This window comes from Sorangium sp. So ce887, assembly GCF_051521455.1.
GTDB lineage: Bacteria > Myxococcota_A > Polyangia > Polyangiales > Polyangiaceae > Sorangium.
Genome location: NZ_CP150354.1, coordinates 4,244,555 through 4,270,892, shown reverse-complemented (window position 1 = coordinate 4,270,892; position 26,338 = coordinate 4,244,555). Strand labels below are relative to the sequence as shown.

21 protein-coding genes are annotated in these 26,338 nt (G+C 73.3%); 6 read left to right on the top strand and 15 right to left on the bottom strand.

Going from position 1 to position 26,338, the window contains the following annotated elements; all coding sequences use genetic code 11:
* Positions 1–5 precede the first annotated feature (5 nt).
* The gene (locus tag WMF36_RS15855) at positions 6–2,183 is read left to right on the top strand and encodes a protein kinase domain-containing protein (protein ID WP_437580443.1); all 2,178 of its coding nucleotides are present in this window, start codon (positions 6–8) and stop codon (positions 2,181–2,183) included.
* 91 nt (positions 2,184–2,274) lie between these two features.
* On the opposite strand, the gene WMF36_RS15850 is transcribed toward WMF36_RS15855, so the two are convergent.
* Complete coding sequence (locus WMF36_RS15850) at positions 2,275–2,745, bottom strand: response regulator (protein WP_437580442.1); 471 nt, start codon at positions 2,743–2,745, stop codon at positions 2,275–2,277.
* A gap of 349 nt (positions 2,746–3,094) precedes the next feature.
* Here WMF36_RS15850 and WMF36_RS15845 point away from each other — a divergent pair, with 349 nt between their 5' ends.
* The 3 genes from WMF36_RS15845 to WMF36_RS15835 all read left to right on the top strand — a co-directional run bounded on the left by WMF36_RS15845 (position 3,095) and on the right by WMF36_RS15835 (position 6,121).
* Positions 3,095–3,601, top strand: coding sequence for a DUF2505 domain-containing protein (locus WMF36_RS15845; RefSeq protein ID WP_437580441.1), 507 nt, complete (start codon positions 3,095–3,097; stop codon positions 3,599–3,601).
* A 232-nt stretch (positions 3,602–3,833) separates the two neighbouring features.
* On the top strand, positions 3,834–5,168 hold the full coding sequence (locus tag WMF36_RS15840) for an NAD(P)/FAD-dependent oxidoreductase (RefSeq protein WP_437580440.1): 1,335 nt from the start codon (positions 3,834–3,836) through the stop codon (positions 5,166–5,168).
* 224 nt (positions 5,169–5,392) lie between these two features.
* Positions 5,393–6,121 (top strand): hypothetical protein, encoded by a 729-nt coding sequence (locus WMF36_RS15835; protein WP_437580439.1) that lies wholly within the window; start codon positions 5,393–5,395, stop codon positions 6,119–6,121.
* 49 nt (positions 6,122–6,170) lie between these two features.
* Here WMF36_RS15835 and WMF36_RS15830 read toward each other — a convergent pair whose 3' ends face one another.
* The 3 genes from WMF36_RS15830 to WMF36_RS15820 form a co-directional block, all read right to left on the bottom strand.
* The gene (locus tag WMF36_RS15830; protein ID WP_437580438.1) at positions 6,171–7,667 is read right to left on the bottom strand and encodes a tetratricopeptide repeat protein; all 1,497 of its coding nucleotides are present in this window, start codon (positions 7,665–7,667) and stop codon (positions 6,171–6,173) included.
* Between the two features lie 171 nt (positions 7,668–7,838).
* Positions 7,839–10,013, bottom strand: a complete 2,175-nt coding sequence (locus WMF36_RS15825) for a protein kinase domain-containing protein (RefSeq protein ID WP_437580437.1) — start codon at positions 10,011–10,013, stop codon at positions 7,839–7,841.
* 44 nt (positions 10,014–10,057) lie between these two features.
* A complete protein-coding gene (locus WMF36_RS15820; RefSeq protein WP_437580436.1) occupies positions 10,058–10,714 on the bottom strand; it encodes a hypothetical protein in 657 nt (218 codons plus the stop codon).
* Positions 10,715–10,876: 162 nt separating this feature from the next.
* On the opposite strand from WMF36_RS15820, the gene WMF36_RS15815 reads away from it, so the two are divergent.
* Positions 10,877–12,058, top strand: a complete 1,182-nt coding sequence (locus WMF36_RS15815; RefSeq protein WP_437580435.1) for a lipin/Ned1/Smp2 family protein — start codon at positions 10,877–10,879, stop codon at positions 12,056–12,058.
* A gap of 18 nt (positions 12,059–12,076) precedes the next feature.
* Here the strand turns inward: WMF36_RS15815 and WMF36_RS15810 are convergent, their stop codons facing one another.
* Positions 12,077–12,895 carry a lysophospholipid acyltransferase family protein gene (locus WMF36_RS15810; protein WP_437580434.1) on the bottom strand — a complete coding sequence of 273 codons (819 nt, stop codon included), beginning with the start codon at positions 12,893–12,895 and terminating at the stop codon, positions 12,077–12,079.
* 163 nt (positions 12,896–13,058) lie between these two features.
* Positions 13,059–14,120 carry a hypothetical protein gene (locus WMF36_RS15805; protein ID WP_437580433.1) on the bottom strand — a complete coding sequence of 354 codons (1,062 nt, stop codon included), beginning with the start codon at positions 14,118–14,120 and terminating at the stop codon, positions 13,059–13,061.
* A gap of 194 nt (positions 14,121–14,314) precedes the next feature.
* Here WMF36_RS15805 and WMF36_RS15800 point away from each other — a divergent pair, with 194 nt between their 5' ends.
* Positions 14,315–14,752: an acyl-CoA thioesterase gene (locus tag WMF36_RS15800; RefSeq protein ID WP_437580432.1), complete on the top strand. Its 438-nt coding sequence runs from the start codon at positions 14,315–14,317 to the stop codon at positions 14,750–14,752.
* A gap of 37 nt (positions 14,753–14,789) precedes the next feature.
* On the opposite strand, the gene WMF36_RS15795 is transcribed toward WMF36_RS15800, so the two are convergent.
* The 9 genes from WMF36_RS15795 to WMF36_RS15755 all read right to left on the bottom strand — a co-directional run bounded on the left by WMF36_RS15795 (position 14,790) and on the right by WMF36_RS15755 (position 26,297).
* Positions 14,790–16,349, bottom strand: a complete 1,560-nt coding sequence (locus WMF36_RS15795) for an AMP-binding protein (RefSeq protein ID WP_437580431.1) — start codon at positions 16,347–16,349, stop codon at positions 14,790–14,792.
* On the bottom strand, positions 16,337–17,404 hold the full coding sequence (locus WMF36_RS15790) for a mandelate racemase/muconate lactonizing enzyme family protein (protein WP_437580430.1): 1,068 nt from the start codon (positions 17,402–17,404) through the stop codon (positions 16,337–16,339). The genes WMF36_RS15795 and WMF36_RS15790 overlap by 13 nt, the downstream gene beginning before the upstream one ends.
* 5 nt (positions 17,405–17,409) lie before the next feature.
* Positions 17,410–18,345: a 1,4-dihydroxy-2-naphthoate polyprenyltransferase gene (locus WMF36_RS15785; protein WP_437580429.1), complete on the bottom strand. Its 936-nt coding sequence runs from the start codon at positions 18,343–18,345 to the stop codon at positions 17,410–17,412.
* 186 nt (positions 18,346–18,531) lie between these two features.
* The gene (gene menD / locus WMF36_RS15780) at positions 18,532–20,376 is read right to left on the bottom strand and encodes a 2-succinyl-5-enolpyruvyl-6-hydroxy-3-cyclohexene-1-carboxylic-acid synthase (RefSeq protein WP_437580428.1); all 1,845 of its coding nucleotides are present in this window, start codon (positions 20,374–20,376) and stop codon (positions 18,532–18,534) included.
* Between the two features lie 33 nt (positions 20,377–20,409).
* The gene (gene ubiE / locus WMF36_RS15775) at positions 20,410–21,141 is read right to left on the bottom strand and encodes a bifunctional demethylmenaquinone methyltransferase/2-methoxy-6-polyprenyl-1,4-benzoquinol methylase UbiE (protein WP_437580427.1); all 732 of its coding nucleotides are present in this window, start codon (positions 21,139–21,141) and stop codon (positions 20,410–20,412) included.
* Positions 21,138–22,412, bottom strand: coding sequence for a hydroxymethylglutaryl-CoA reductase, degradative (locus tag WMF36_RS15770; protein WP_437580426.1), 1,275 nt, complete (start codon positions 22,410–22,412; stop codon positions 21,138–21,140). The genes ubiE and WMF36_RS15770 overlap by 4 nt, the downstream gene beginning before the upstream one ends.
* 80 nt (positions 22,413–22,492) lie before the next feature.
* Positions 22,493–23,569 carry a polyprenyl synthetase family protein gene (locus tag WMF36_RS15765; protein WP_437580425.1) on the bottom strand — a complete coding sequence of 359 codons (1,077 nt, stop codon included), beginning with the start codon at positions 23,567–23,569 and terminating at the stop codon, positions 22,493–22,495.
* A gap of 88 nt (positions 23,570–23,657) precedes the next feature.
* Positions 23,658–24,215: a GbsR/MarR family transcriptional regulator gene (locus WMF36_RS15760; RefSeq protein ID WP_437580424.1), complete on the bottom strand. Its 558-nt coding sequence runs from the start codon at positions 24,213–24,215 to the stop codon at positions 23,658–23,660.
* 333 nt (positions 24,216–24,548) lie between these two features.
* Positions 24,549–26,297, bottom strand: coding sequence for a phosphoenolpyruvate carboxykinase (GTP) (locus WMF36_RS15755; RefSeq protein WP_437580423.1), 1,749 nt, complete (start codon positions 26,295–26,297; stop codon positions 24,549–24,551).
* Positions 26,298–26,338 lie beyond the last annotated feature (41 nt).

Sequence of the window (26,338 nt, the reverse complement as noted above, 5' to 3'; positions counted from 1 at the left end):
AGCGCGTGGCCAAAGATCCGTGGAGTGATTGGAACGACGACGACCCCGGTAACTTCCAGCCGGGGGATACCATCGGCCCCTACGAGCTGCTGTTTCCTGCGGCCGTGGGCGGCATGGCCGCCGTGTGGGCTGGGCGGCTCAGGCGGCCCAACGGCACCGTCCAGATCGTCGCCGTCAAGCTGCTGTCGGACGCGATGCGCGGGGACGACGACGCGCGCGCGATGTTCCTCGACGAGGCGTGCACCGCGTCGCGCATCCTCCACCCGAACGTGGTGCACATCCTCGCGTACGGCGAGGTCCGCGATCGGCCGTACCTCGCGATGGAGTGGATCGACGGCGCCCCGATCGCGAAGATCTTCTCGAACCAGAAGGCGAAGCGCGCGCTCCTGCCGCTCAGCTGGGTGCTCCACGTGATGATCGACGCGTGCGCCGGCCTGCACGCCGCGCACGAGGTCCGCGACGACACGGGGGAGCTGCTCAACCTCATCCACCGCGACGTCACGCCCGAGAACGTGATGGTGACCTTCGACGGCATGGTCAAGGTCGTCGACTTCGGCGTCGCGAAGACGCGGGCGCGCGCGCAGATCAGCCGCGTCGGCGCGATCAAGGGCAAGACGGGGTACTTCTCGCCCGAGCAGGTGATGGGCGGCGCGCTCGATCGCCGCAGCGATCTGTTCTCCATGGGCGTGCTGCTCTACCTGCTCGTGACGGGCCACACGCCGTTCCGCGGCAAGGGCCCGCTCGAGGCGATGCAGCAGATCGCCAACCGCAACCCGCAGCCGCCGCGCGAGATCATGCCCGAGGTCCACCCGGAGCTCGATCGCATCATCATGCGGGCGCTCGCCAAGAACCCGAACGAGCGGTACCAGACGGCCGCTGAGCTGCGCCGCGATCTCGAGCAGGTGAGCATCGCCATCCGCAACAGCTACAACGACAAGCAGGTGGGCCAGCTCGTCCGCGAGCTGCTCCCCGGGGTCGCCGAGGCGCGCAAGGAACGGATCGACCAGGCGATCGACGAGCTCGATCGGATCCTCGCCGAGCGCGCCCACCCGCACAAGCCGCAGGCAGCGCGCCCCGAGGACGCGACCGAGGTGATGCTCCGGCGCATCTCCATGCTGCCGATCCTGCAGGACGGGCCGGAGGCGCCGGAGGACCCGGCCGACGCGGCGCCGCCCTCCGCCGGAGCGGGCCCCGCGAGCTCACGCATGTCGGGCCCGGCCAGCTCGCGCATGTCGGGCCCCGCGAGCTCGCGCATGTCGGGGCCGGCCAGCTCGCGCATGTCGGGGCCGACCAGCTCGCGCCGCTCGAACCCGGATCCGATGCGCAAGTCGAACCCGGACGCGACCCGCAAGTCGCATCCGGACGCGACGAGCTCGCCGCTCGAGTTCGCGGCAGGGCTGCCGCCCCTGCCGATGGGCCCGCCGCCGCTGCCTGCGGGCCGGCCGGCGGCGCACGTCGGTCCGCTGCACGTCGGGGCGGCGCACGCGGGTCCAGCGGTGCACGCGAACGGGCCCACGAGCACGGTCGCGTCGATGCCCGAGCAGCGCGCGCGCCCGGCTTGGGCGAAGGGGTCGTTCGTCCGCGTGGCGCTGATCACGCTGATCGTTCTGGGTCTGGCGGCGGCGGCAGCGTTCCTGCTGGTCCGGCGTTCCGGCGGCCTGCCGTTCGGCTCGCTGGGGTTGCCCTTCGCGCGTCCAGGCGCGTCCGGGCCGACGCTGGCTCCGCCCGACGCCGGGGTGACGCAGGACGCAGCCGCGGCGCAGGACGCAGCCGTGGCCGTGACGACCACGATCGACGCCATCGCTGACGCCGCGGCCCCGGCCGACGCAGCCGCGGCTGAGCTGGCCGCCGACGCGGCCACCCCGGCCGACGCAGGCGCCGACGCCGCGGTCCCCGCCGACGCAGCCGCGGCTCTCCCGAGCGGACAGCCGGCGTATGTGCCCGGCAGCGCCGCGCCCGCGCCGGGGACGCCGTACCCGGCGCCCCCGATCGCCCCCGTGCCGCGCGTCCCGGGGCCCTTGCCGGCGCCGCCCGTCACCGGCGCGCCTGTACTGCGGCCTGGATGGCCGTCGAACCCGCCCCGCCCCCCGCCGCCTCCGCCGCGCGCCCCCGCGCCCAGCCAGGCTCCACGGCGCTCGCCCGGGCCTGCCTCGCCGCCCCCCCTCGACCTGGCGCCGCGGTAGCGAGCGCCGTCGGACCGCGTGCGGCAGCGGTCTCCGCAGCCCTCCGCGCAGCACCGGTGCATCGCCGCGAGCTTCGCCGCCGCGGGCGCGCTCAGTCCTTCTTCGGCCTCTCGGCCTGCGGCTTCTCGGCCTGCGGCTTCTCGGCCTGCGGCTTCTCGGGCAGCGGCTTCTCGGGCAGCGGGGTGGCGCGAGACGCAGATTTCTTCAGGGACGACTCCGCGAGCGACACAAGCATTGCGAGGTTCACCGGCTTCGAGAGCAGGAAGATCGCATGCCGCCGCAGCGCGCGGATGCGGGCCTGCTGCGACTCATCGGCGGTCACGACGAAGACGGGCGTGTCCCGGTTCAGCGCCCCCTTGGCCGAGAGCGAGTCGAGCACGCTGAAGCCATCGACCAGCGGCATGTGCAGGTCGAGCACCACGAGATCGAATTTGCGCGCGGCGAGCCGGCGCAGCGCCGGCGCCCCGCCGTTCGCCTCCTCGATGTCCCCGAGCGTACGGAGCGCGCGCCCAAACATGCCTCGGATCGCGGTGTCGTCATCGATGACGAGGATGCACGTCACAGCATGACGATGTTTGCATGGATACGGAAGCGCTGGAAGCCCGCCGCCGGTCTCCGCATCGCGCGGAGCGAGCGTCCACAAGGCCGCACGCCGCGGATCTCCATTCGGGACGTCGCCGGCGTCGTCTCGGCGCCACCCGGATCCCGCGTCCGCTTCGCGCCTTCGCTCGCAGGAAAACGCTCGGCCGGACCTCGCGCTCGATGCAGTGAGTGCGAGGTCCGCACAGCGAAGACGGACGCCTCGTCATCGCATGTCCTGTGTTCAGCGGCCCCTGGCGAGACGTGGACGCCACGGACGGGCCGCGGTAGACGCGGAGCAAGACCTCATCCGCACCGCAAAGGAACGATCCATGGGCAAGTTCACCGTCACGAACGAGATCAACTGCAACGTCGACACCTTTTGGAAGCTGTTCCTGGACAAGACCTTCAACGAGGAGCTCTACCGGAAGGAGCTCGGTTTCCCCGAGTACACCATCACGGAGCAGGTCGAGACGGAGACGGAGATCATCCGGAAGTCGGCCGGGAAGCCGAAGATGAACCTGCCCGGCCCCGTGGAGAAGCTGCTCGGCTCGGGCTTCCGCTATACCGAGGAGGGCAGGCTGAACAAAGCCACGAAGGTGTGGAGCTTCAAGCTGACGCCCAGCACCCTGGCCGACAAGATGCGCAACGAGGGCGTGGTGCGCGTCGAGGCGATCGGCGACAGCAAGGTGCGTCGGATCGCCGAGCTCATCATCGAAGCGAAGGTGTTCGGAATCGGCGGCTTGCTCGAGAGCAGCGCCGAGAAGGAGCTGCGGCAAGGGTGGGAGGAAAGCGCCGTCTTCATGAACAAGTGGATCGCCCAGGGCAGAGCGATCTAGCCGCCCAGGCATCCGCCGGTCGGCCGGACCCCGCTCGCCTGCCGCCAGGCAGCCGGAAGCGAGCACCGCCAGGCGAGTGGCGGGCAATGTCGCCGGGCGAGGAGCGCGAGCGGCCGTCTTTCCGCCCATCCCGCGCCCGGTTGATGGACGCGACCTGCTCGTCCAAGGTCAAAGCGCGCTATTTTATGTAATCCCGCTTGCTGAAGCAGCTCACAGGGAACAGGGCCACGGCATGGAGCACGTGGTCATCCTCGGCGCCGGCTTTGGCGGTCTCTACGCGGCGAAGGCGCTCCGGCGCGAGCCGGTGCGGGTGACCGTGATCGACCGGCGCAACCACCATACGTTCCAGCCCCTCCTGTATCAGGTCGCCACCGCAGGCCTGAACGCGAGCGACATCGCCGCGCCCATCCGGCGCGTGCTCCGCAAGCAGAAGAACGCGAGCGTGCTCCTCGCCGAGGTGACGGCGATCGACCCGGCGCGGAAGCGGGTGATCTTCGAGGACGGCGAGCTCGGCTACGACAAGCTGATCATGGCGGCCGGGGCGTCGCACTCCTACTTCGGGCACGACGAGTGGGCGCCGTTCGCGCCCGGGCTGAAGACCGTCGAGGATGCGCTGGAGATACGCCGGCGCGTCCTCCTCGCCTTCGAGGCGGCCGAGCGCGAGCCCGATCCGGCGCGGCGGCGCGCCTGGATGACGTTCGTGGTGGTCGGCGGGGGCCCGACGGGCGTCGAGCTCGCCGGGGCCCTCTCGGAGCTCGCGCGGCACACGCTCGTGCACGAGTTCCGGCGCATCAACCCGCGCGACGCGCGCATCCTCCTCGTGGAGGGCGCAGGGCAGGTCCTGCCATCGTACGTCCCGGAGCTCGGCGAGAAGGCGCGAGAGCAGCTGGCGGCGCTCAAGGTGGAGGTGCATACGCGCTGCCTCGTCACCGAGATCGACGACGAGGGGGTCTCGATCGGCGACAAGCGGATCGAGGCCAAGACCGTGCTCTGGGGGGCCGGCGTCGCAGCGTCCCCCCTCGCCCGCAGCCTCGGCGTGCCGCTCGACCGGGCAGGGCGCGTGCTGGTTGCGCCGGACCTGACCGTGCCCGGCCACGAGGACGTCTACGTCGTCGGCGATCTCGCGTCGCTGAAGCAGGAGGACGGGACGCCCGTGCCGGGCGTGGCGCCCGCGGCGATCCAGGCAGGCCGCCACGCCGCGCGCAACATCGCGCGCACCGTGCGGGGGCTGCCGCGGCTGCCGTTCCGGTACCGCGACAAGGGCTCGATGGCGACGATCGGGCGGGCCGCGGCGGTCGCCGACTTCGGCAAGGTGAAGCTCTCGGGGTTCCCGGCGTGGCTCGCGTGGCTCTTCGTCCACGTCCTGTTCCTGATCGGCTTCCGCAGCCGGTTCCTCGTGCTGTTCTCGTGGGCCCTGTCGTACCTGACCTACGAGCGCGCCTCGCGGCTGATCACGGGAGAGACCCCGCGGCTCCTGGAGGACCACCACGCGCCGGCGCTCGATCCGCGCAAGGACGGCGGCGCGCTCGCGAGCCAGCCGCTGGAGCACGCGCGCACGCGCGCGTAGGCGCCGCCGGACGCGCCGCTGCGTGGCCCGTTCCGCCGGTCGACCGCGCGCAAGGCCCGGCAGGGCGCCTCGCTCGACCACCGCGGGCCCGGGCGTCGCTCGCGGCGTCGCTCGGACCGGGCTCGGGATGGAGGCCGCGCGGCGCCCGAGAGCACATATGTGGCAGAGCGGCGTCCTGCGCTCGTCTGGACCTTTGCGCGCGAGCTGCGTTAGCGTCGTAGACCATGCACATCTATCCCGGACAGGGCGCCTCGGCGCACCCATCCCGAGCCCTCTTCGCCAGCGCAGCATCTCTCGCCGCAGTCCTGCTCGGCGCATCCTCCGCCTTCGCGCAGGCGCCCCCTCCGGCTGAGTCCGCGCCTGCCGGAGCGCAGCCGCAGGCCGCGCCCTATGGATCTCCCCCGCCGTACGGCGCACCCGCCCCCTACGGGCAGCAGCCCGGTTACTACCCGCCGCCCGGCTACGCCCCCCCTCCTGGGTATAGCCCGCCGCCCGGCTACGCCCAGCCTTCCGGCACGTATCCCGTCGGCCCGAGGATCATGAACTACGAGGAAGGGCAGGCGGTCCCCGAGGGCTACCGCGTCGAGGAGAGGGCGCGCCGCGGCCTGATCATCGGCGGCGCCGTGACGTTCGGCGTCACGTACATCCTCTCGGCGATGGTCGGGCTCGTCGCGGAGAGCGCGGATCGCGCGAGCGGCGGCACCGGACAGAGCTACATCCCGCTCTACATCCCCCTCGCCGGCCCCTTCATCACGATCGGCACGTCCGACGCGAAGGGCGGCGGCGTCTTCGTCCTCATGGTCGACGGGCTGGCTCAGGTCGCCGGCGCTGCCATGTTCATCGGCGGCCTCGCCGCGCCGCAGAAGAAGCTCGTCCGCAACGACGTCGCCCTCTCCGTGAAGCCGATCGTCACCGGCGACACCCTCGGCCTCGGCGTCTCCGGCTCGCTCTGAGCGCGCGCCGCCGGCGCCCCGGCGTCACGTCACGACCGGGGCCCTCGCGTCACGTCACGACCGGCGGCGTCTCGTCCATCGTCTTGACGGCGCGCTTGGCCCTGCGGCGCACGTCGACGTGCAGCGACTCGTCGAAGTTGATGGCCGAGAACGCCGCCCGCGCCTCGATGTTCTTGCCGAGAGCGGCGTAGGCCTCGGCCTCGTTCCAGCGCAGCTTCCAGTCGCGCTTCGAGAGATCCGAGAGCTTCCCGGCGTCGGCGATGATCTCCTGGTACCGCTGCTGCTTTCCGAGCTCGCTCCAGTACTCGGCCCTGAGGTCGTCGTCCCCGGGCGCGAGCGCGACGGCCGCGGCGAAGCCGGCGAGCGCGTCGTCGATCCGGCCCGCGACAAGCTCGGCGCGGGCGAGCGAGCGGCGCGCGCCGGCGCTGTCGGGGTGCGCGGCGACGAAGGTGGCGAGCGCGGGGATCGCCGCGTTGACCTTCTGGATGTCCGCGGCGTCGCTCGGCCAGAACCGGAGCGAGAGCGCGGCGAGATCGCCGGGGTCGCTCTCGAGCGCGCGCTCGATCGCGGCGGGCACCTCCTCGCCGCGGCCGGACTGGGAGAGGCACTTCGCGAGCTCGACCCACGCGCCGGACGAGGACGGCGCCGTCTTCACGAGCGCCTCGGCCGCGGCGAGCGCCTCGTCGATGCGCCCGAGCGATCGGAGGGCGGCGATCCGCGCGAGGTGCGCTCGCTCGACGCGCTCCCCCTCCCCCTCGCCCGCGCCCGCGACGGCGCGGTCGGCGGCGGCCAGCGCGACGTCGTGGCGGAGCTCGCGCTCGTGGTAGGCGAGCTGCTCGAGATAGAAGGCGCTGTCGCGCGGCGCTGCGTCCCACTGGCCCGTGAGGTAGTCGAGCACCGCGTCGGAGCGCACGTAGACGAGCGAGGCCGCGTCGCGCGGGTTCTCGTAGATCGGCACGAGGACCCCGAGCTGCACCATCGCGTCGAGCGCCGGCTGGCAGTCGGGCTTCGCCTCGAGCGCGAGCACCATCTCGTCGAGGGCGGCGTCCTTCTTCTGCATCGCCAGGTGCACCTGCCCGACCGCCACGTGGTAGTCGGCGTCGCCCTGGAACGTCTTCCGGATCGCCTGGAAGCTCTTCAGCGCCGCGGGGTGGTCGCCCATGTTGGCCTGCGCCGAGGCGAGGTTCAGCCGCGCGGCGTGGTCGTCGGGGTCCATGGTGACGATGCGCTTGAGCGCCGAGATCGCCTTCTCGTAGTCGCGCTCGCCGAAGGCCTTCTGCGCGCGCTCCCAGACCGGCGTCTTGTCGAGGAAGGCCTCGAACTGCGAGACGAGCGTGCTGTTCTGCTTGCGCCAGACGCCGCTCTTGCCGGGCTCGGAGTTCGTGAGGAAGTCCTTGATCCACTTGCGGGCGGCGTCGATGCTGAGCCCTTTGTCGGCCAACCCCTCGAACTCGCCCCGAGGTACCGGCATGCGCGCGGGGATCCCCTGCCGGCGCGCCATGTTCTCGTCCAGGCCGATCAGCACCCAGTCGCCTTGCTCGCTCATGATCCTAGGACGGTAACCGCCGTGCCCCGCCAGGATCAAGCGACGTCTCGGCGCTGCGCGCCCGCGCAAGATCGGGCTCCTCGACGTGCACGCCCGCGCGAGGCGGGCTCCTCGGCGCGGCGCGCCGGCGCGCGACAGCGGAGCTCCGAGGGCGCGCGTCGCGCCTGCGCGTCAGGAATAGAGCCAGGCCAGCAGGACGAAGGCCATGAAGGCCGCCGCCGCGACCGCGAGGGCGAGCGCGCGCGGTACCCCGAGGAGCATCGGCCGGAGGCTGGCCTGGAACGCGACCGCCTCCGTGGAGCTCGGCGGGTTGGCCCGCGTGTCGGGGCCGGACGCGTCGCCCTGGACGGCGAACGCGGCGGTCGGTGTGCCCGCAGCGCCCCCGTTCGCGCCGGCCGCTGTCGCGATCTGCGGGGCCGCGCCGGCGTCCCGGCGCCCCAGAGGGAGCCCAGGCGAGGATGCGGATGCGCCGAGGGCCGGGGGCGACGGCGCCGCGGGGGACGCCAGGTGCTCGAGGCCGAGCTGGGCGAGGATGACTTGCCGCTCGTTGCCCCACGCGACAGGCAGCGCGGTCGCCTCGGGCGCGAGCGTGAGCGGCGCCGACATGACCTTGTGCATCGCCCGCTCGAGCGCGAGCGCCTCGTCGAGGCGGCGCTGCGCGCTCTCTGCGCCGGCGCTCGCGGAGAGGCGCAGCACCTCGGCGGCCATCTCGGAGATGTGCGCCGCCACCTTGGCCAGCGCCAGCTTGCGCTCGGCGTGCGCGACCGCGAAGCGCGCCTCCTCGCGGCTCCGGATCGCCTCGGTCGTGAGCCGGTCGACCTCCGCGTGGAGCTGGTGCGCGCTCTCCGGCGCGCCCTGCGTCAGGGGAGCAGCCCCGGCGTCGTGCTCCAGCGAGAACGCGGCCGCCGCGGTGATCGAGGGCGGCGGCTCGGCGTACGTCGGCGTCGTCGCGGACGTCGAGCGCGGCTCGGCGTCCTGCGCGGTGATGGAGCCGTACGAAGGCAGGCTGCCGCGCTGCCGCCCGCTGCCCGAGCTGTCGGACGCGGGGTCGCCGCGCCCGCGGCCGCTGCTCCCGACGACGACGGTCTTCTCGTCGGCCGTCTCGGAGGGCAGCGTCCCGCGCCGGCGCGAGCTGCCGTCCACCGTGTCCGTTCCGCGCGAGCCGGGGCCCGACGGCAGCGGCGATGACGTGCCGCCGCCGCGCGTCTCGAAGTCGGTCGCATCGTCGTCGGGGCCGCGCGCCGCGCCGTTCCGGCGAAGCCGGTCGGCGGCGTTCGCTCCCCTGTCTCGCGCGGCGTCGGCGGAGGGCCGGCGCGGGTGCGTCGTCGTCGTGGCCGAGAGCGAGGGGCGCGGCGCCTTGGCGACCCCGGCGAAGCCGCCGGAGACGGCGCGCTCGAACCAGCGCATCTGCCTCATCGCGTTGCGCCGCACGAACCGGCCGAGCGCCTCCTCGTTCCCCTCGAGGTACCCGTGGCTGCGCAGCCAGCCCTCGAGCCGCGCGAGGATCTCGTCCGCGCTCTGGAAGCGCGAGGGCGCGTCCCGCTCGAGGCAGCGCATCACGATCGCGACGAGCTCCTTGTCGATCTTCGGCCGGAGCTCCCGCAGGTCGGCCGCGGGCTGCGTCGTCATGTTCCGCAGGAGCTCGTAGTCGCTCGACGACGGCCACGGGTGCTTGCCCGAGAAGAGCTCGAACAGCACGACGCCGAGCGAGAACAGGTCGGAGCGCCTGTCGGCGGGGCCCCCACGGGCCTGCTCCGGCGCCATGTAGGTCGTCACGCGCCGGCGCGCCCCGACGGCCGTGGTCATCACGCGGAGCGACGATTTGGCGAGCCCGAAATCGGCGACCTTCACCTCGCCCTGGAACCCGACGAGCACGTTGCCCGGCGTGAGATCGCGGTGCACCAGGTTGAGCAGCTCGCCGCTCGGCGAGCGGAGCTCGTGCGCCGCGCCGAGCCCGCGGCAGAGCGTCGCGCCGATGTGGACGACGAGCCGCTCGGAGAAGACCTCGCCCGTGTCGAAGACGGTCTTCATGAGCCGCGCGAGGCTCACGCCCTGCACGAGCTCGACGGCGAAGTACGAGCCCTGGTCGTCCGTCCCCCAGCCGGCGACCTCGACGACGTTCGGGTGCTTGAGCGCCGCGGTCGTGCGCACCTCGTCGAAGAACCGGGTGGACACCGTCCGGTCCTCGGCGAAGTGCGGGTGCAGCCGCTTGACGGCGAGCAGCTCCCCGGGCCGGTGCGGACCTACCGACCTGCAGAGATCAACGCGGGTGGTCGCTCCGGACGCGATCTCGGCAAGGAACTGGAGCGAGAGCGCAGCCGGTGAGGGCTCGGGGAGCCGAGACATGCGCGATGAAGTCTAGCGGGCGACAACCCCTACCGGAAAGACCCTCAGACGCCCGCGCGCGCCGCGGCGATCGCGGCGGCGACTCCGGAGGGGGTGGCCTTGAGGTGCACGTCCAGGTGGTCATCCTTGGTCTTCAGCGCACGAACACCGAGCACCGGCGCGCAGATGCGCAGCGCCCGCGCGACCGCCGGATTCCCGCCGACAGCGGGAATTTTGAGCAGATCCAGGGTGATCCTGTCATCTTTCGCGTCGATCAGCGCGGCGGGCCGCTTCGGCATGAAGGAAACGAGGTTGCCCGGCTTGTCGAGATCGATCGTCCCCGAGTTAATGAGCCCGGCGATCGGCGAGCTCTCGTCGCCCATCACGTGGAGCTTGAGGTCGGCGATCCGCAGGCCGACCTGGATGGCGTCCGCGCGCACGTCGAGCTCTTCGGCGTAGACGGCGAACGAGGCCCGGATCGGGGCGCCCATCACCTTCACCGTGAGCGCGAGGCGCAGGCCGGGGGGCGCGGCCTCGATCACGATGTCCTTGGGCGCGCGCTTGCCGCCGCTGAGCTCTCGCGCCAAGTAGCGCAGCGCATCGATCGGGACGCCGAAGCGCAGGCCGAGCGCGCCGCGCAGCGCCCTCACGATCTCCTCCGGGTGAGCCTTGAGGTAGTCACCGGCCTGGCGGAGCAGCACCATCGGGTTGGGCTTGGGCATCGTTGGGGCAGCTACGATTGCCCGGAGTCAGCTCCGCGCGCAAGGGGCGAGCGCGATCCGCCGCGAGGTCGTGCGAGGTCGTCGATCCTCGGAAAGGCCGTTGTTCGGACGGGGGTGACTCGGTCACACTCGGGCGCGATGCAGACCAGGATCCTTCTTGTCATGGCGACAACAATGCTCACGATCGGCTGCGGATCGGCCGACGCGACGCTCGGGTGGGCGCCGGTCGATGAGCCGCCGGGCGGCGGCTCATCGAGCCAGGGCGGCAGCGGCGATGGCCAGGGCGGCAGCGGCGATGGCCAGGGCGGCAGCGGCGATGGCCAGGGCGGCAGCGGCGGCGACCCATCGAGCGGTGAGGGCGGCGACCTCTCGACCGGCGGCGGGCCGCCGAGCCCCCTGTGCGACCTGGTTCGCGGGTGCGATTCCGCGCCGCCGGATCCGGGCGAGGAGCTCTCATGGCATCACACGTCTTCGTACATCATCACCGCGGCTGGGTTCCCCAACCACCGCGGGCGCGATCTCTACCTGACCCCGGATGAGCCGCAGTGGATCATCGGTAAGTTCGCCTACGGGCTCACCGACAAGGATCTGAAGGGTGAGCGGGTCGACATCTATGTGCTCCGCGGCTGCGGTGGCGTGTGGGAGCGCCTCGGCTCGACGACCACGACGGAAGCGGACTCGACGCACGCCGAGGTCGAGGGCGTGAGCGACGACGGCGGCCGCGTCTACTTCGAGATCCCTGCGGCGCAGCGGCTCGGTGTGGGCAGGCACCGGGTCCACATGGTCGTCCGCGGCGACCTGTCGAGCGCCGACCTCTTCCTCGAGGTCGTCCCCCGGGGCGCCCCGATGTTCGTGAGCGACGTCGATGGGACGCTGACCGGCACGGAGACGGAGGAGTTCACCTCCCTTCTCGTCGGCGAGCTGCCCGGCGTTCAGCCGCACGCCGCGGCGGCGTTCCACCGGCTCGTCGCCAAGGGCTACCGCCCGATGTACCTGACCGCGCGGCCGGAGTGGCTCGTCCAGCGCACGCGCGATTTCCTCGATGCTTACGGCTTCCCGTCCGGCATCGTGCACACAACGCTCGGCCTGACCGGCGCGACGGGTGAGGACGCTGCGGAGTACAAGACAGCGGAGCTGCAGCAGCTCTTCGACAGGAGGGAGATGCTGCCCGCGTGGGCCTTCGGCAACACGGCGACCGACGCGGAGGCTTACGAAAACGCCGGCGTGCCCCTCACGCGGCGCGTGCTCTACAAGTTCGACGACGACGCCCGCGGGGGCCGACGCATCGAGGACTACGCCGAGCTGCTCGCGGAGATCGACGAGCTCCCCAGCTTCTGCGATTGATCCGGGCGCGCCGGCGCGTCAGCCGGGCGCCTGCTCGGTCCGGGCGCCGCTCGCCGGCGGCTCCGAGGCGGCCCCGGCGCCGGTCGACGCCTCGACGCGACCGCCGATCGACCGGAGGAGCTCGCTCACGGCGGCCTGGGCGCGCTCGCGGAGATCGCTCACCCGCGCCGCCTCGCGGCCGTCCGGGCACACGGAGATCGGCGCGCCGACCCGCACCTGAACGAGCCGCTGGGTGCCGTCGCCCGAGTCGATCGCCCCCTTCTTCATGAGCAGGTGCGTGCCCTCGATGGCGACCGGCACCACGGGCACGCCGGCGCGGACGGCGGCATAGAAGCCGCCGTTCTTGAACTGCCGGAGCACGCCGTCCTCGCTCCGCGTCCCCTCCGGGAACACGAGCAGCGGCGCGCCTCTCCGGAGCACCTGCTCGAACCGCGAGATCGCCTCGACCGCGGCGCGGGAGCCGACCGTGCGATCCACCGGCACATGGCCCGCGAGCTGGAGGTGCCAGCCAAGGAACGGGATCTTCAGGAGAGAGCGCTTCGCTGCCCACTTGAAGTCGCCCGGCAGCACCGCGCCGAGCACCAGGATGTCGAGCACGCTCTGGTGATTGGAGCAGTAGATAAAGACCCCGGGAGGAACGTTCTCGAGGCCGCTCACCTGGATATCGATATCGAGCCCGCGTGCGCTCGCCTGGCACCAGCGCCGCATCGCCCAGAGGCTCGCAGAGCGCTGCGGTGTGAGAGGCCCCAGCGTCAGCGATACGGTGCCATAGAACATGGTCCTCAGGGTGAAAGGAACCCACTGGCGCGTTATCAGCCAGGCGCTCTTGAGATCCATACTACAGCGCTTACCACTCTCTATGTCGGGCGAAAACGCGTAGCGCCTTGCGCACCTGCGTCGCGCGCCGGCGTGCTCTAGCTAGTTTCGCGGTTGGGCTTCTCCCTGGCTCGGGTCGACGCCGCGACCGGCGTGGCCCCTCGATCCGCCGCCGCGCGCGCGGCTATGGATTGAGCGGCGGCGTGAGCAGTCCCCAGCCGACCGTGACCGGCCGCCCGGCGCGCTCGAACTTGACGGTGTACAGACCCGTCTCCTCGGCGCTCTGCACGACCGCGGGGCGCAGCGCGCCGACCCACTCGGCCCAGACGCTCGCCCCGACCTTGAGCCGCGGCTTGACCGGGAGCGGGCGCAGCGCCGATTCGTCGGCGAGCAGGGCGGCGCCGCCGTAACCGAGGGCGAACCACCGCGCCGAGCTGCTCGGCAGCGATGTCAGGACTGCGCCCGGCTCCGCCGGGGAGCTGCCGAGCCGCGACACGAGGAGCACGTGGCGCCATGTCTCGCCGTCCTTCCACGCGGCGAAGTTGCCGGGGGCGAGCCCCTCGGTCTGCACGACGAAGCGGACACCCTTGAGCTGCGCGAGCGGGGTCCGCGGGTCCATGTCGGTGTAGCGGACCTCCATCTTGTCCTTCACGAAGCGGGTGATGACGGCGTGCTTCATCACGCCGTTCCACTCCGTGAGCACCGGCTCGTGCGGCCGGAGGCGCGGCGCGTCAGGCACGGGGACGACGTAGCCCGGGTGGACCTTGTACGACGGTCCGCCCCTCCCCTCGATGATGAGGTCGTCGCCGTCGAAGCCGACCACGGTCGCCGCGTAGAGCACGAGCGTCGATCCGAGCTTGGCCCCGGCGAGCATCCGGTCCGAGAAGGTGAACACGCGGCGGCCTAGATCGAGCTTGACCGGGTGCGCGGGGAGGCCGAGCGGGTTCGACGCCTGCGCCGCGCCCGTCGGCGCCCGGGTCTCCGCGACCGCGGGACGCGGCAGCGCCGCGAGCGGCGCGATGGGCGGGCTCTGGGAGGGCGTGGGCGTCGGGGGCGACGTCGACGCAGGCTCGCATGCCGCCGCGAGGCCAGCTGCCAGGAGGCAAGCGAGCGCGCAGGCCGCGCCGCGGGAGCGCGGCGCCCCGGTCCCGAGGTGTCGCGTCGCGCACCTGTCGCGGTCCTCCCCGGTGGCGCGGCCCAGCCTGCGGGACCCGGGCCCGAGGCCGCCGGGAGATCGGTCAGCCATCGGGGGCGAGCATGGACCGCGAAAGCGACGGCGGCGAGCAGAAAGGGACGGAACGGCCACGTGACACCGGGCCGGCTGCCGGCCGGGACCGGCCGCGCCGGCGTGTGGAGATGCGGCAGCGCGGGGCTCGCTCCCGGCGGCGCGCCGCTCTCCTCGTGACGCGCGCGGCGCCGCCTGCGCTAGCTTGCAGCGCGATGAAGCGCGCCTTCAGCATCGATGAGCTCAAGCAGACCGCGCCCCGCCTCGCCGTGGAGCGCCGCGCCGTGCGCTTCCAGGACGTCGACGCGGCCGGGATCGTCTTCTACCCGCGCGTCCTCGAGTACTTCAGCGACGCGTACATGATCGCGCTGAAGGAGCGGGGCATCGACCTGCCCGCCCTCATCGCGGGCGGCGCGATCAAGCTGCCGCTCGTCCACGCCGAGGCCGATTACCTGCTGCCGCTCCGGTTCGGCGACGCGATCGAGGTCGAGGTGCTCGCGCCGAAGCTCGGCGACACCTCGTTCACGGTGGGCTACCGCGTGACGACCGCGGGCGGGATCGCCGCGATCGGGCAGACGGTGCACGTGTGCATCGACGGCGCGCGCTTCATCCCGTGTCCGCTCCCGGACGGGCTGCGCACCGCGCTCGGGTGACCGCGGCGAGCGCCGGCCGCCGGCGCCGTGCCGCGCGCTAGCGCGCCGGGAACGGCGCGAGCGCGGCCGCGAGCTGCGCCGCCGCGCCGGCGCGATCGAGCTTGCCCGCTGAGGTCAGCGGGAGCGCCGCGACGGCGCAGAGGCGTCGCGGGCGCTTGTGCGGGGCGAGCCGCGCCGCGACGACGGCCGCGAGGTCGTCGAGCAGCGCGGGCGAGAGCGCGGCGCCGACCGGCGCGCCGGGCGCGGCCTGGTCGGGGACGATCGCCGCCGCGACGACGTGGCCCCACCGCTCGTCCGGCACGCCGAACACCACGGCGCCGGCGACGCCCACGCAAGACGCGAGGACCTGCTCCACCTCGGCGGGATAGACGTTCTCGCCGCCGGTCACGATGAGGTCGCTCCGGCGCGCCGCGACGTGGAGCCGCCCGGCGGCGTCGAGCGCGCCGAGATCGCCGGTGCTGAACCATCCGGCGCCGTCGATCAGGAGCTCCGGCGCGCGCTCGGGGCCGCGGTAGTAGCCGCGGAACAGCACCGGGCCGCGGATCTCGATGCGGCCCACACCGTCGCCGCCGGCGCCCTCGATGCGAAGATCGATGCCGGCGATCGGCGCGCCGGAGCCCGGCTCGCGGGCGCGCGGATCGCGCGGGCGCTGCACCGTGACCTGCGAGCACGCCTCGGTGAGGCCGTAGGTGGTGAGCGCGGGGACCCCGCGGCGCGCGCACTCGCCGAGCGCCCGCTCCGGAGCGCCCGCGCCGCCGACGAGCACCGCGCGGAGCCGGGCGAGGACGTTGTCGCGATCGGCCTCCAGCAGCGCGAGCAGCATGGTCGGCACGACGGAGAGCAGCGTCGCGCGGTCGCGGACGATCGAGGCGAGCACCGACGCGGGATCGAAGCGAGGCGCGAGGATGACGGCACGCCGCGCGAGCAGGCAGCGCGTCACGATCGAGAGGCCCCCGACGTGGCAGAGCGGCAAGCAGAGCAGCCAGCGATCGTCGTCGCGCATGCCGAGGTTGGCCGCGCTCCCCGCGGCGGCGGCGAGGAACGCGCGGCGCGGCAGCACCGCGCCCTTGGGGCGCCCGGTGGTGCCCGAGGTGTAGACGATCGCGAGATCGCCGGAAGGGTCCGGCGCCCGGATGCCGGCCGCCTCGACGGCGCGCGGCCCGCGATCGCGGAGCGCGGCGATCTCCGGTCCGGCCTCCTGGAGCAGGGCAGCGAGCGCGGGCTCGCGCAGCACGAGGTCGGGCCGCGCGTCGTCGATCAGAACGCCTGCCTCGCCGGCGGTGAGCCGCGGGTGAATCGGGACGAGGATGGCGCCGAGCGCGAGCAGCGCGTGGAGGACGACGACGGTCCCGAGCGCGTTCGGCGCGACGAGCGCCACGCGAGCCCCCTGCCCTACCCCCGCGCGGGCGAGCCGGGTGCACACGGCCGCGACCGCGGGCGCAAGGTCGCCGAAGCGGAGGGCGCCGCCGGGGCCGACGCCGAGGCCGGGGACGTCGACCTCGCGCGGGGCGTCCGCCTCGACGCCGCCGTGGACGAGCGCCGTCCGCGCGGCGACCGTGGGATCGCGCACGGCCTCGAGGAGGCTCAGGCCGTCCATGGCCGGATGCCGAGGCCGGGCTGCTCGCTGGCGACGACCAGGCCGCCCGCGCGGAGCTGCGGGATCGGGATCTCGGGCCACGCCTCCAGGCCGGCGTGCGCGTCGAGGCCGCACGCGAGCGGCGGGCGCGGCAGCGCGAGCGCGAGCTCGCACGAGGCGGCGAGCGCGACGGGGCCGTCGAAGAGGTGCGTCACCACGGCGCCGAGGCCGCGCTCCTGCGCCCTCTGGCCGAGCTCGTGCGCGCGCAGGAGGCCGAGCATCGCCGGCTTCAGGATGAACGCGGCGCAGCCTTCCGCCTCGAGCAGGCGCTCCGGCATGCCCTCGACGGCGAGCGACTCGTCGGCCGCCCACGGCACATCGCGCGCGCCGAGGAGGTGGAGGAGCTCCGGCGGGACCGGCTGCTCGACGAAGCGGGGACCGAGCGGCGCGAGCAGGGCGAGCCGGCGGGGCGCGTCCTCCAGCGACCACGCCGCGTTCGCGTCGAGCCGGAGCTCGATGGCCGGGTGCTCCCGCCGCAGCGCGCGCAGCGCCTCGAGGTCGCGCGCGAACCCCTCCTCTCCGCGCGAGCGGAGCTTCACCTTGATCGCCCGGACGCCTCGCGCGACGAGCGCGCGAGCGCGCGAGAGCATCTCCGGCAGGGCGACCGAGGTCGTGAGCAGCCCGTTGACCCGGACCTCGGCATGGCGCCGGTGTCCGCCGAGGCACGCCGACACCGGGAGGCCGAGGCGCTGGCCGAGCAGATCGAGCAGCGCCGTCTCCAGGGCGAAGCGCGCCGCCGGCAGACAGCGCAGCTGCGGCGACAGCGGAGCGATCGCGCGCTGGATCGCGGACGCCGTCGCCGTCACGTCCTCGAGCGGCAGGTCGATCGCGCCGAGCGCCCCGGGCAGCTCGGCGAGCGCGCGCTCGTCTTCATCGGCCGTATCGGGTGAAAAACCGGGGAGCGGTGTGGCCTCGCCCAGGCCGACGCGCCCCTCGTCGTCGGTGAGCGACAGCACGAGGCCCCGGCGCGCGCCCTCGATGTCCCGTTGCGCAAGGCTGGCGGCGACGACGCGCATCGTTCCTACAGCCGGGCCGCGAGACCCAGCGAAAAGATCAGCGCGTAGGCGAGCAGCAGCTTCGCCGTCCCGGCGAGGCAGTCGTTGAGCGGCCGGCCGTCGGTGGTCGCCAGCACCCGGAGCAGGCGCACCGCGCGCGGGAACGTCGCGAGGACGAGGAGCGTCCACCGCCGGCCCTCGCCGACGGCGAGGGCGACCGGCACCGCGTAGGCGACCGCGAGGAGCATCGCGTATTCGAGGACGCCCGCCCTGCGGCCAAAGCGAACGGCGAGCGTGCGCTTGCCGGCGACGACGTCCGTGTCGCGATCGCGGACGTTGTTGACGACGAGCACGGCGGTGGCGAGGGCGCCGACCGGCACGGCCGCCGCCCAGGCGAGCGGCGGCACCGAGCCGAGCTGGACGAACGCCGTCCCGCAGACGGCGACGAGGCCGAAGAACGCGAACACGAACACATCGCCGAGGCCGTGGTAGCCAAGCGGGTACGGGCCGCCGGTGTACGCGACGCCGGAGAGGATCGAGACGACGCCGATCACGACGATGGGCCACCCGCCCACGAGCGCAAGGTGCACCCCGAACGGCGCCGCGAGGGCGATCGTGACGAGGAGCCCGACGCGCACCTGACGCGGCGTGAGCAGCCCCGCCTGCACGGCGCGCGTGGGACCGAGCCGCTCGTGCGTGTCGGCGCCCTTCTCGTGATCGAAGACGTCGTTCGCGAAGTTCGTGGCGATCTGGATGAGCATCGCGCCCGCCAGCGCCGAGAGCGCCGGGCCGAGCCGCATGCCGCCGAGCGCGTAGGCGACCGCCGTCCCGACCATCACCGGCGCGAGCGCGGCCGTGAGCGTCGCCGGCCGGCACGCGAGGAGCCACGCTCGGAACGAGCCGGGGCGCACGCCGCTCGCTGCCGCTGCTCCGGCCGCCTGCGAGGCCGCCGCGGCGCTCACGATCGCCTCCCCTGCTTGCGGACGCCGCGCCCGCGCGCGGCGACGCGACCGCGCGAGCGCCGCGCGACGTCCTCGCCTGACGCCGCCGGTGTCGGGGACTCGGGTCCGGGGCTTCTGTTCGCGTTGACCTGGCTCATGACCGTGGATCCCTCTCGGCAAGCTCGGGGTTCTCGGCGCGCGCGCCGCTCATGAAGGCTCGAGATCGGCCGCCGCCCCTTCCGCCGCCGGCGCGCTGCTCAGGGCGGCGACCTCGCGGCGGACGTCGGACCAGAGCCGCGCGACGCGGGCGGCGCCGTCATGGGGCGGCACCACCGCCTCGATCAGCGTCGCGCCGGGCCGCTGGTACGCGGCGGCGATGGCGCCGGCGAGCCCGCTGGCGGTGCCGGCGCGCTCGTAGGCGAGCCCGAACATCGCCGCCGCGGGCGCGAAGTCGAGGTGCTGCGGCATGGTGAAGCACCGCTCGAGCAGATCGGCGCCGCGCCTGGCGACGGGGAGGTGCTCGAAGATGCGGCCACCGTCGTTCTGGACCACCACGATGACGAGCGGCGCACCGCCGTCTCCCGCTGCCCTCGCGGCGAGGAGCAGCCCGGTCAGGTCGTGCAGCAGGCTGAGATCGCCGAGCAGCAGCGTGAGCGGCGCGGCCGCGACCGCGCGGGCGCCGGCCGCCCCCGAGACGAGGCCGTCAATCCCGCTCGCGCCGCGCTGGTGCAGGACGCGCAGCGCGCGCGCCGACGGCGGGCAGTACGTGTCGAGATCGCGCACCGGCATGCTGTTGCCGATCGCGAGCAGCGAGCCCTCCGGGCACGCGCTCGCCACCGCCCGGGCGACCGCGCCCTCGGTGAGCTCGTCCCCGGCGCACGCGCGCGCCGACTGCGCCGCCGCGACGTCGCCGGCGTGCGCGAACGTCGCAGCCCAGTCCCGCCGCCCACGCCCGAGGTCCAGCGCCGCCCCGGCGAAGCGCGCCGCGAGCGCCTCGCACAGCTCGGCAGGCTCGGCCATGATGAGGGCGGCCGCGGCGCTCGTCGGATCGTTCCAGCCGTGCGCGGCCACGACGAACCGGCGGCAGCCCGCGTGCTCGGCGATGTAGGTCGCGTACCCGGCCGACGTCGGCGGGGCGCCGAATTCGAGGATGAGATCGGGCGCGTTCGCCGCGCGGAACTCGGGCGCGCGGAGGAACGAATCGAACGAGGCGGGCATCACGACGCCCTCGGCCAGGCCGCCGAAGTAGATCTGGCTCGTGCCCTCGGCGAGCACCGGGAAGCCGGTCGCCCGCGACAGCGCGAGCACCGCGCGGCGCGCGCGCGCGTCGTCCTCGCGGCTCGGGGCGGGGCCGCAGACGATGAGCCCCCGCTCGGCGCGCGCGCACCGCGCCGCGATCTCCTCGATCGCGCGCGCGTCGACCCCGGCGCGCGCCGCCACGACCCGCGGCCCGGCGCGGCGCATCTGCGCCTCCCACTCGGCCTGCCAGGCCTCGGGTCCCGCCGCGTCGACCGGCTCGAGCGGCTTGCGGAAGCGCGCGTTGATGTGGACCGGGCCAGGTGTCGGGGCGAGCGCGCGCGAGACCGCCTGCGCCGCGATGCGCGCCACGGCGCGCATCGCGAGGGGCGACGGATCCGGCAGCCCGAGCTCGGCGAAGTGACGCACATGGTCCCCGAAGAGCTTCGTCTGATCGATGGTCTGCGAGGCCGCGGCGTCGGCGAGCTCCCACGGGCGGTCAGCCGTGATCGCGACGAGCGGGGTGAAGCTGTGGTGCGCCTCGATGATCGCCGGCAGCGCGTGGGCGCCGGCGGTGCCCGAGGTGCAGACGAACACGCTGGGCCGGCCGGTGACGCGCGCCTGCCCGAGCGCGAAGAAGGCCGCGGCGCGCTCGTCGACGACGCTGTGGCAGCGCACCTCCTCGCTCTCCACCGCCGCGATCGCGAGCGGCGTGGAGCGCGACCCCGGGCAGAGGACCACGTCGCGCACCCCGGCCTGCGCCAGCGCGCGGACGAACAGCTGCGCCCAGGCCGAGTGGAGGTTCGAGCCGCTCATCACCGTCCTCGGCTGCCCTCGGCCGCGCGCACCTCAGGCCCCCTCGGGCGTCGCGACGAAGAGGCACACGACGCCCATCGTCAGCGGCTCCACGCGCAGCACGCGCAGCCCCGCGCCCCGCATCAGCTCCGCGAACTCGTCCGGAGGGGGGAACCTCGCGATCGAGTCCTGCAGGTACCGGTACTCGTCCCGCCCGGAGATCGCGCCGCCGACGTACGGGACGACCGTGTGAATATGAAAGCGCGCGAGCTTGCCCATGATCCCCCCGCGCGGCTCGCTGAGCTCCAGGATCGCGATGCGCCCGCCGGGCCGCGTGACGCGCGCCATCTCGCGGAGCGCCCGCGCCCGGTCGGGGACGTTGCGGATCCCGAACGCCATCGAGATGCCGTCGAGGCTCGCGTCGCCGAACCGCAGCTGCTCCGCGTCGCCGACCTCGAGCTCGATCCGCCCGGCGAGCCCCGCGGCCTCCACCTTCCGGCGGCCGACGCCGAGCATCCCCTGCGACGGGTCGACCCCGACGACCTTCACGTCGTGCGTCCGGGCGATCGCGATGGCGAGGTCGGCGGTGCCGGTCGCCAGGTCGAGCACCGTGGCGCCAGGCGCGAGCTCGAGCGAGCGCACCGCGCGCCGCCGCCAGCCCTGATCGAGCCCCAGCGAGATGACCCGGTTCAAGAGGTCGTACCGCTCGGCGATGCCGTCGAACATCTCCCCGGTGCCGAACCGGCGCCCGCCGCGCGGCGCCTCGCCGTGATCCATCTGGCTCATGTCCCGCCCTCCGCCTGCTGCACCGCGCGCGGCGCCTCGGCCCGCTCGGGCGCGAACCGCTTGCCCTCGCCGGACGGCGGCGCGGTGTCCTCGTCGCTCCCCGTCCCCGTGACGGCGAGCGCGCGCTTCCGCTCGTGGAGCCGCATGTGGCCCCGCTGGATGCCCTCGCTCGCGAGCGCGCGCAGGGCCGCCAGGTTCGAGGCGAGCCCGACGGAGGCCAGCACCACCGCGAGCTCGCGCGCGCTCTTCGCGTCCACGAGCTGCAGCGCGGCGCGCACGCCGGCGTGCACCTCGGTCGAGCCGCCCACCGTCCCGACGGCGAGCGGCAGCTCCGCGCGGCCCACGAGCCCGCCGGGGACGCGCTCCCACGTGCTGAGCGGCCGGTACCGGCCGCTCATGGATGCGTACGCGTGCGCGCCCGCCTCGATCGCTCGGAAGTCCTGGCCGAGCGCGACCGCGGCCGCGTCGAGCCCGTTCATGAAGCCCTTGTTGTGGGTCGTCGCGCGGTACGGATCGAGCTCCGCGAAGCGGCTCGCCCGCGCGATGCCGCTCGCCACGTCCGCGCCGCCGAGCGCGTCGTCGCCCACGGTGGCCGTCACGCGCACGAGGCGGCGGACGCTCAGGTTCGAGAGGATCCGGAGGCCGATCGTCCCGCCGGCGATGCGCTGCACGAGCGGCGCCACCGCCTCGGCCACGGTGTCGACCAGGTTGGCGCCCATCGCGTCGCCGACCTCGACGTAGAGGTGCACCACGAGCACGCCGAGCTCCGCCGACAGGACGCGCACCTCGAGATCGCGGCAGCCGCCGCCGCGCGCCACCATCCTCGGGATCGCCGCGTCGCCGGCCGCGAGCAGGCTCGCGCGCGCGGCCTCCAGCCGGCCCGCGGCGGCCTCCGTGTCGGGCACGTCGTCGAGCTGGACCTGGGCGGTCATGATCGGCGGGTCCGCCTCGCCGGAGAAGCCGCCCGACAGGCGGACCATGCGCGCCGCGTTCGACGCCGCGGCGATGACGCTCGGCTCCTCCACCGCCATCGGCACCAGCACGTCGCGCTGGTTCACGCGGAAGTTCAGCGCCAGACCGAGCGGGAGCGCGTGCGTCGCGATGACGTTCTCGCACATGCGGTCGGCCACCGCCGTCGGCAGCCCGCCCCCGCTCGCGAGGTGCGCGAGCGCGTCCTCGTCGAGCAGCCCGAGCGCCTGGATCGCGCGGAGCCGCTCCTCGACGCACCGCTTGTAGAAGCCGCTGATCCGGCTGGACACGTTCTGGCTCATGGGCCACCTCCGCGCGCCGCGCGCGCTCGCGAGAGCGGCGCGCGCCCTCCGCCTTGCACCGGGAAATCCGTCATCGCCGCTCACCGCCTCCGCCGGGGCGTCGACATCGCGACCCCCTCCAGCGCCGCCTTCGCCGGGCTCTCCGGGAGCGGCTCGATGCTCCGCACCGCGTCCCCGCAGAGCCGCGACGCGAGCTCCAGACAGTCGTCCACGACGCGCTGCTCGACCATGACCTTCGCGATGCGCCGGCCGAGCTCCGGCGGGGCCGCCGTCTCCTCCGACGCGCAGTGCGCCTCGAGGGCGGGCGTCAGGTCGCGGTCGCGCTCCATCGCGAGGAGCAGCGGGTACGTCATCTTGCCTTCGCGCAGGTCCGTGAGCAGCGCCTTGCCGGTCGCGTCCGGATCGCCCGCGAAGTCGAGCACGTCGTCGACGAGCTGGAACGCGACGCCGAGGCTCGTGCCGAAGCTCTCGAGCGCCTTGCAGAGCGGCTCGCTGACCCCGCCCGCCCGCGCGCCGGCGAACATCGCCCAGCGGAACAGCGAGGCCGTCTTGCCGTCGACGATCTGGAAGTACTCGCTCGTGCTCGTGCGCACGCGGCCCCGCGACGCGAGCTGGAGCGCCTCGGCGACGACCATCTCCTTGATCACCTGGAGCACCCGCTCGAGCACGTCGGGCATGCCCACCGCCTGGATCTTGCTGAGCGCCTCGACCAGGAGGTAGTCGCCGCCGAAGATCGACGCGGCGTTGCCGTAGATGACGCGCGCCGCGTCCGCGCCGCGCCGGCGGTCGCCGAGGTCGACGACGTCGTCGTGGAGCAGCGTCGCGTTGTGGACGAGCTCGACCGTCACGGCGAAGGTCCGCGCGGCCTCGTTGAAGCCGCCCCCGATGTGGGAGGCCAGCGCGACACAGATCGGCCGCAGCCGCTTGCCGTTCAGCCCGAGCAGGTGCCGCGCGCTCCGGTGCGCCGGCGTCTCGCCGTCCAGCCCGACCTTCGCGATCTCGCGCTCGACGTCGTCGAGGTCCCCGTCGAGCAGGCGCCTGAGCTCCGCGAGGCGCGCGGCGAGCGGTTCGAGCCCTCGCCCAGCGCACATGCCTCCGAGGCTCGAGACGACATCGCTCCGCTGGACCGTCCCAGTAAACGTAGTTGTCGCAGTCATCCCATCTCCACCTGGAAGCACGAGCGCACGCGCTCCCCGCACCGCGCGGGGCCCACGAGCGGCCGAGCTCTCCGAAATCACGAGCCCGCTAGGCGCCTCGCCGGGACCGAACGGCCCGGATCGGGAACCGGACCAGGTCCCCGAACCGCGAGAAATCCACGGTCCTGCTCTTGATGAACCCGTCGAGCGCCGTCTGCGCGACGATCACGAACGAGAGGAGCCGCTCCACCCGATCGAGGCTGAACCGGGTGGCGTCGGTGGGAGGCAGGCTCTCGAGCAGCGCGGAGGCCCGCTCGAGGCGTTCCCTCACGGAGTCGGCGATGAGCCGCTCGCGCTCGGCGAACACTTTGGAAATCATCTTCCAGAAGTCCGTCTCGGCCTCGAAGAACTCCTTCCGCTCTCCCGGTTTCCATACTCTTCGTACTACACCCCACCTTTGAAGTTCTGTCAGCGACATACTCATGGCGCCGGACGAAACCTGCAGCCGTTCACCGATTTCCGCGGCGGACAGGGCGCCGCCGGCGATGAACAGGACGGTCCAGATCCGCCCGAGCACGCGGCGGAAGCCCCAGTGCTCGATGACGTCGCCGATGGCGTCCGCGGCGAGCAGCTCCGCCTGGCGCTGGATGTCGTTGGGAGGGCTCATTAAAGTTTCAAAATTCTTTGAAAGAACTGTGTGGGCCGACCTGTACCGGCGTCAAGACATTCCCGACCGTCCTCATCAGAGAACGGACGGGCGCGGCCGCGACGGCTTTCCGTGGGCTTCTGACCGTGAGGCCGCTTTCTCTGGGCTCCCGGCGCGGCGCGCTCGCGTCGAACGAAGCGCGCTCGCCTCGGACAGAGCGCGCTCGCCTCGGACAGAGCGCGCTCGCCTCGGCGGCGGCCGCTCCGGTCGGGGGCGGCCGCCTCAGGCGCGATGCCGCTCCAGGCCTCGCGGGTGGCGTGGGTCGGATGAATCGCTCGGGAGGACGGCGCTAGCTCACGCCTGCATCCGGGCCACGAGATCCCGGTTCTCCCGGAGCAGCGCCTCGGGAATGCGCGCGCCGAACGACTCCAGGAACGCCTCGCGATCGCGCGCTTCCTCCAGCCACGCGTCGCGGTCGATGGCGAAGAGCTCGCGCATCGCCTCGTCGTTCAGGTCGAGGCCGCTCGTATCGAGCTCGCCGTCCGTCGGCATGATCCCGACCGGCGTCTCGCGTCCCTGCGCCTTCCCGTTCACGCGCGCGTGGATCCAGCGGAGGACGCGGAGATTCTCGCCGAAGCCGGGCCAGAGGAACTTGCCCGACTCGCCCTGCCGGAACCAGTTCACGTGGAAGATCTTCGGGAACGCCGCGCGGCCCTGACCGAGCTCGATCCAGTGCCGGAAGTAATCGCCCATGTTGTACCCACAGAAGGGGCGCATCGCCATCGGGTCGCGGCGGACGACCCCGACCTGGCCCGTGGCCGCGGCGGTCGTCTCGGAGGCCATCGTCGCGCCCAGGTAGACCCCGTGGGCCCAGTCGCGCGCCTCGCAGACGAGCGGCGCGAGCCGCGCGCGCCGGCCGCCGAAGACGATGGCCGAGATCGGCACGCCCGCCGCGGCCTCGAACGCCGGCGAGATGGACGGGCACTGGCGGGCCGGCGACGTGAAACGGCTGTTCGGGTGCGCCGCCGGCTCCTTGGTGTCCGGCGTCCACCGGCGGCCCCTCCAGTCGGTGAGGACCGGCGGCGCAGGACCGTCGAAGCCCTCCCACCACGGCGTCCGCTCCGGCGTGAGCGCCACGTTCGTGAAGATCGAGTTCCTGGCCAGCGTCGCCAGGGCGTTCGGGTTCGTCCTGGAGCTCGTTCCCGGCGCCACGCCGAAGAAGCCCGCCTCGGGGTTGATCGCCCAGAGCCGGCCGTCCGGGCCGATCCGCAGCCAGGCGATGTCGTCGCCGACCGTCCATACCTTCCAGCCCTTCTGCGACGCCGGCGGCACGAGCATGGCGAGGTTCGTCTTCCCGCAGGCGCTCGGGAACGCCGCGCAGACGTACGTCACCCGGCCCTCCGGGTCCTCCAAACCGAGGATGAGCATGTGCTCCGCGAGCCAGCCCTCGTCGCGCGCCATCGTGCTCGCGATGCGCAGCGCGAAGCACTTCTTCCCGAGCAGCGCGTTGCCCCCGTACCCGGAGCCGATGCTCCAGATGAGCCGCTCCGCAGGGAAATGGCACACGAAGCGGCGCTCCGGGCTCAGGTCTCCGAGCGAGTGCAGCCCCCGGCAGTAATCCTCGGAGCTGCCCAGCGCCTCGAGCGCGACCCGGCCCATACGGGTCATGATCCTCATGCTCGCGACGACGTAAGGACTATCGGTGATCTCGACTCCAACCTTCGCCGAGGGCGACCCGACGGGGCCCATCAGGTACGGAACAACGAACATCGTCCGCCCCTTCATCGCCCCGTCGAACAGCCGCTCGACCCGCCGCGAGGCCTCCTCCGGCGACATCCAGTTGTTCGTCGGGCCCGTATCCTCTTTATCGCGAGTGCAGATGAACGTGAGGTGCTCAGTCCGGGCGACGTCGGTCGGGTCGCTCCGGTGAAGATAGCAGTTGGGGTACTTCTCCTCGTTGAGCGCGATGACCGTGCCGTCGCTCAGCATCCCCTGGATCAGCGTCCGGTTCTCCGCCTCCGAGCCGTCGCAGAAGACGACCCGATCGGGCCGCGTCTGGCGCGCGACCTCGTCTACCCACGCTGAAAGATTCCGGTTTTGCATACAGCTGGGAGCCTAGCCCGGGCGAGAAGCCCCGCCAAGGG

Excerpts from the sequence above, each read along its gene's own strand:
- WMF36_RS15845 (WP_437580441.1), top strand. The coding sequence starts at position 3,095 with ATGGGCAAGTTCACCGTCACGAACGAGATCAACTGCAACGTCGACACC.
- WMF36_RS15840 (WP_437580440.1), top strand. The coding sequence starts at position 3,834 with ATGGAGCACGTGGTCATCCTCGGCGCCGGCTTTGGCGGTCTCTACGCG.
- WMF36_RS15835 (WP_437580439.1), top strand. The coding sequence starts at position 5,393 with ATGCACATCTATCCCGGACAGGGCGCCTCGGCGCACCCATCCCGAGCC.
- WMF36_RS15830 (WP_437580438.1), bottom strand. The coding sequence starts at position 7,667 with ATGAGCGAGCAAGGCGACTGGGTGCTGATCGGCCTGGACGAGAACATG.
- WMF36_RS15825 (WP_437580437.1), bottom strand. The coding sequence starts at position 10,013 with ATGTCTCGGCTCCCCGAGCCCTCACCGGCTGCGCTCTCGCTCCAGTTC.
- WMF36_RS15820 (WP_437580436.1), bottom strand. The coding sequence starts at position 10,714 with ATGCCCAAGCCCAACCCGATGGTGCTGCTCCGCCAGGCCGGTGACTAC.
- WMF36_RS15815 (WP_437580435.1), top strand. The coding sequence starts at position 10,877 with ATGGCGACAACAATGCTCACGATCGGCTGCGGATCGGCCGACGCGACG.
- WMF36_RS15810 (WP_437580434.1), bottom strand. The coding sequence starts at position 12,895 with ATGGATCTCAAGAGCGCCTGGCTGATAACGCGCCAGTGGGTTCCTTTC.
- WMF36_RS15805 (WP_437580433.1), bottom strand. The coding sequence starts at position 14,120 with ATGGCTGACCGATCTCCCGGCGGCCTCGGGCCCGGGTCCCGCAGGCTG.
- WMF36_RS15800 (WP_437580432.1), top strand. The coding sequence starts at position 14,315 with ATGAAGCGCGCCTTCAGCATCGATGAGCTCAAGCAGACCGCGCCCCGC.
- WMF36_RS15795 (WP_437580431.1), bottom strand. The coding sequence starts at position 16,349 with ATGGACGGCCTGAGCCTCCTCGAGGCCGTGCGCGATCCCACGGTCGCC.
- WMF36_RS15790 (WP_437580430.1), bottom strand. The coding sequence starts at position 17,404 with ATGCGCGTCGTCGCCGCCAGCCTTGCGCAACGGGACATCGAGGGCGCG.
- menD (WP_437580428.1), bottom strand. The coding sequence starts at position 20,376 with ATGAGCGGCTCGAACCTCCACTCGGCCTGGGCGCAGCTGTTCGTCCGC.
- ubiE (WP_437580427.1), bottom strand. The coding sequence starts at position 21,141 with ATGAGCCAGATGGATCACGGCGAGGCGCCGCGCGGCGGGCGCCGGTTC.
- WMF36_RS15770 (WP_437580426.1), bottom strand. The coding sequence starts at position 22,412 with ATGAGCCAGAACGTGTCCAGCCGGATCAGCGGCTTCTACAAGCGGTGC.
- WMF36_RS15765 (WP_437580425.1), bottom strand. The coding sequence starts at position 23,569 with ATGACTGCGACAACTACGTTTACTGGGACGGTCCAGCGGAGCGATGTC.
- WMF36_RS15760 (WP_437580424.1), bottom strand. The coding sequence starts at position 24,215 with ATGAGCCCTCCCAACGACATCCAGCGCCAGGCGGAGCTGCTCGCCGCG.
- WMF36_RS15755 (WP_437580423.1), bottom strand. The coding sequence starts at position 26,297 with ATGCAAAACCGGAATCTTTCAGCGTGGGTAGACGAGGTCGCGCGCCAG.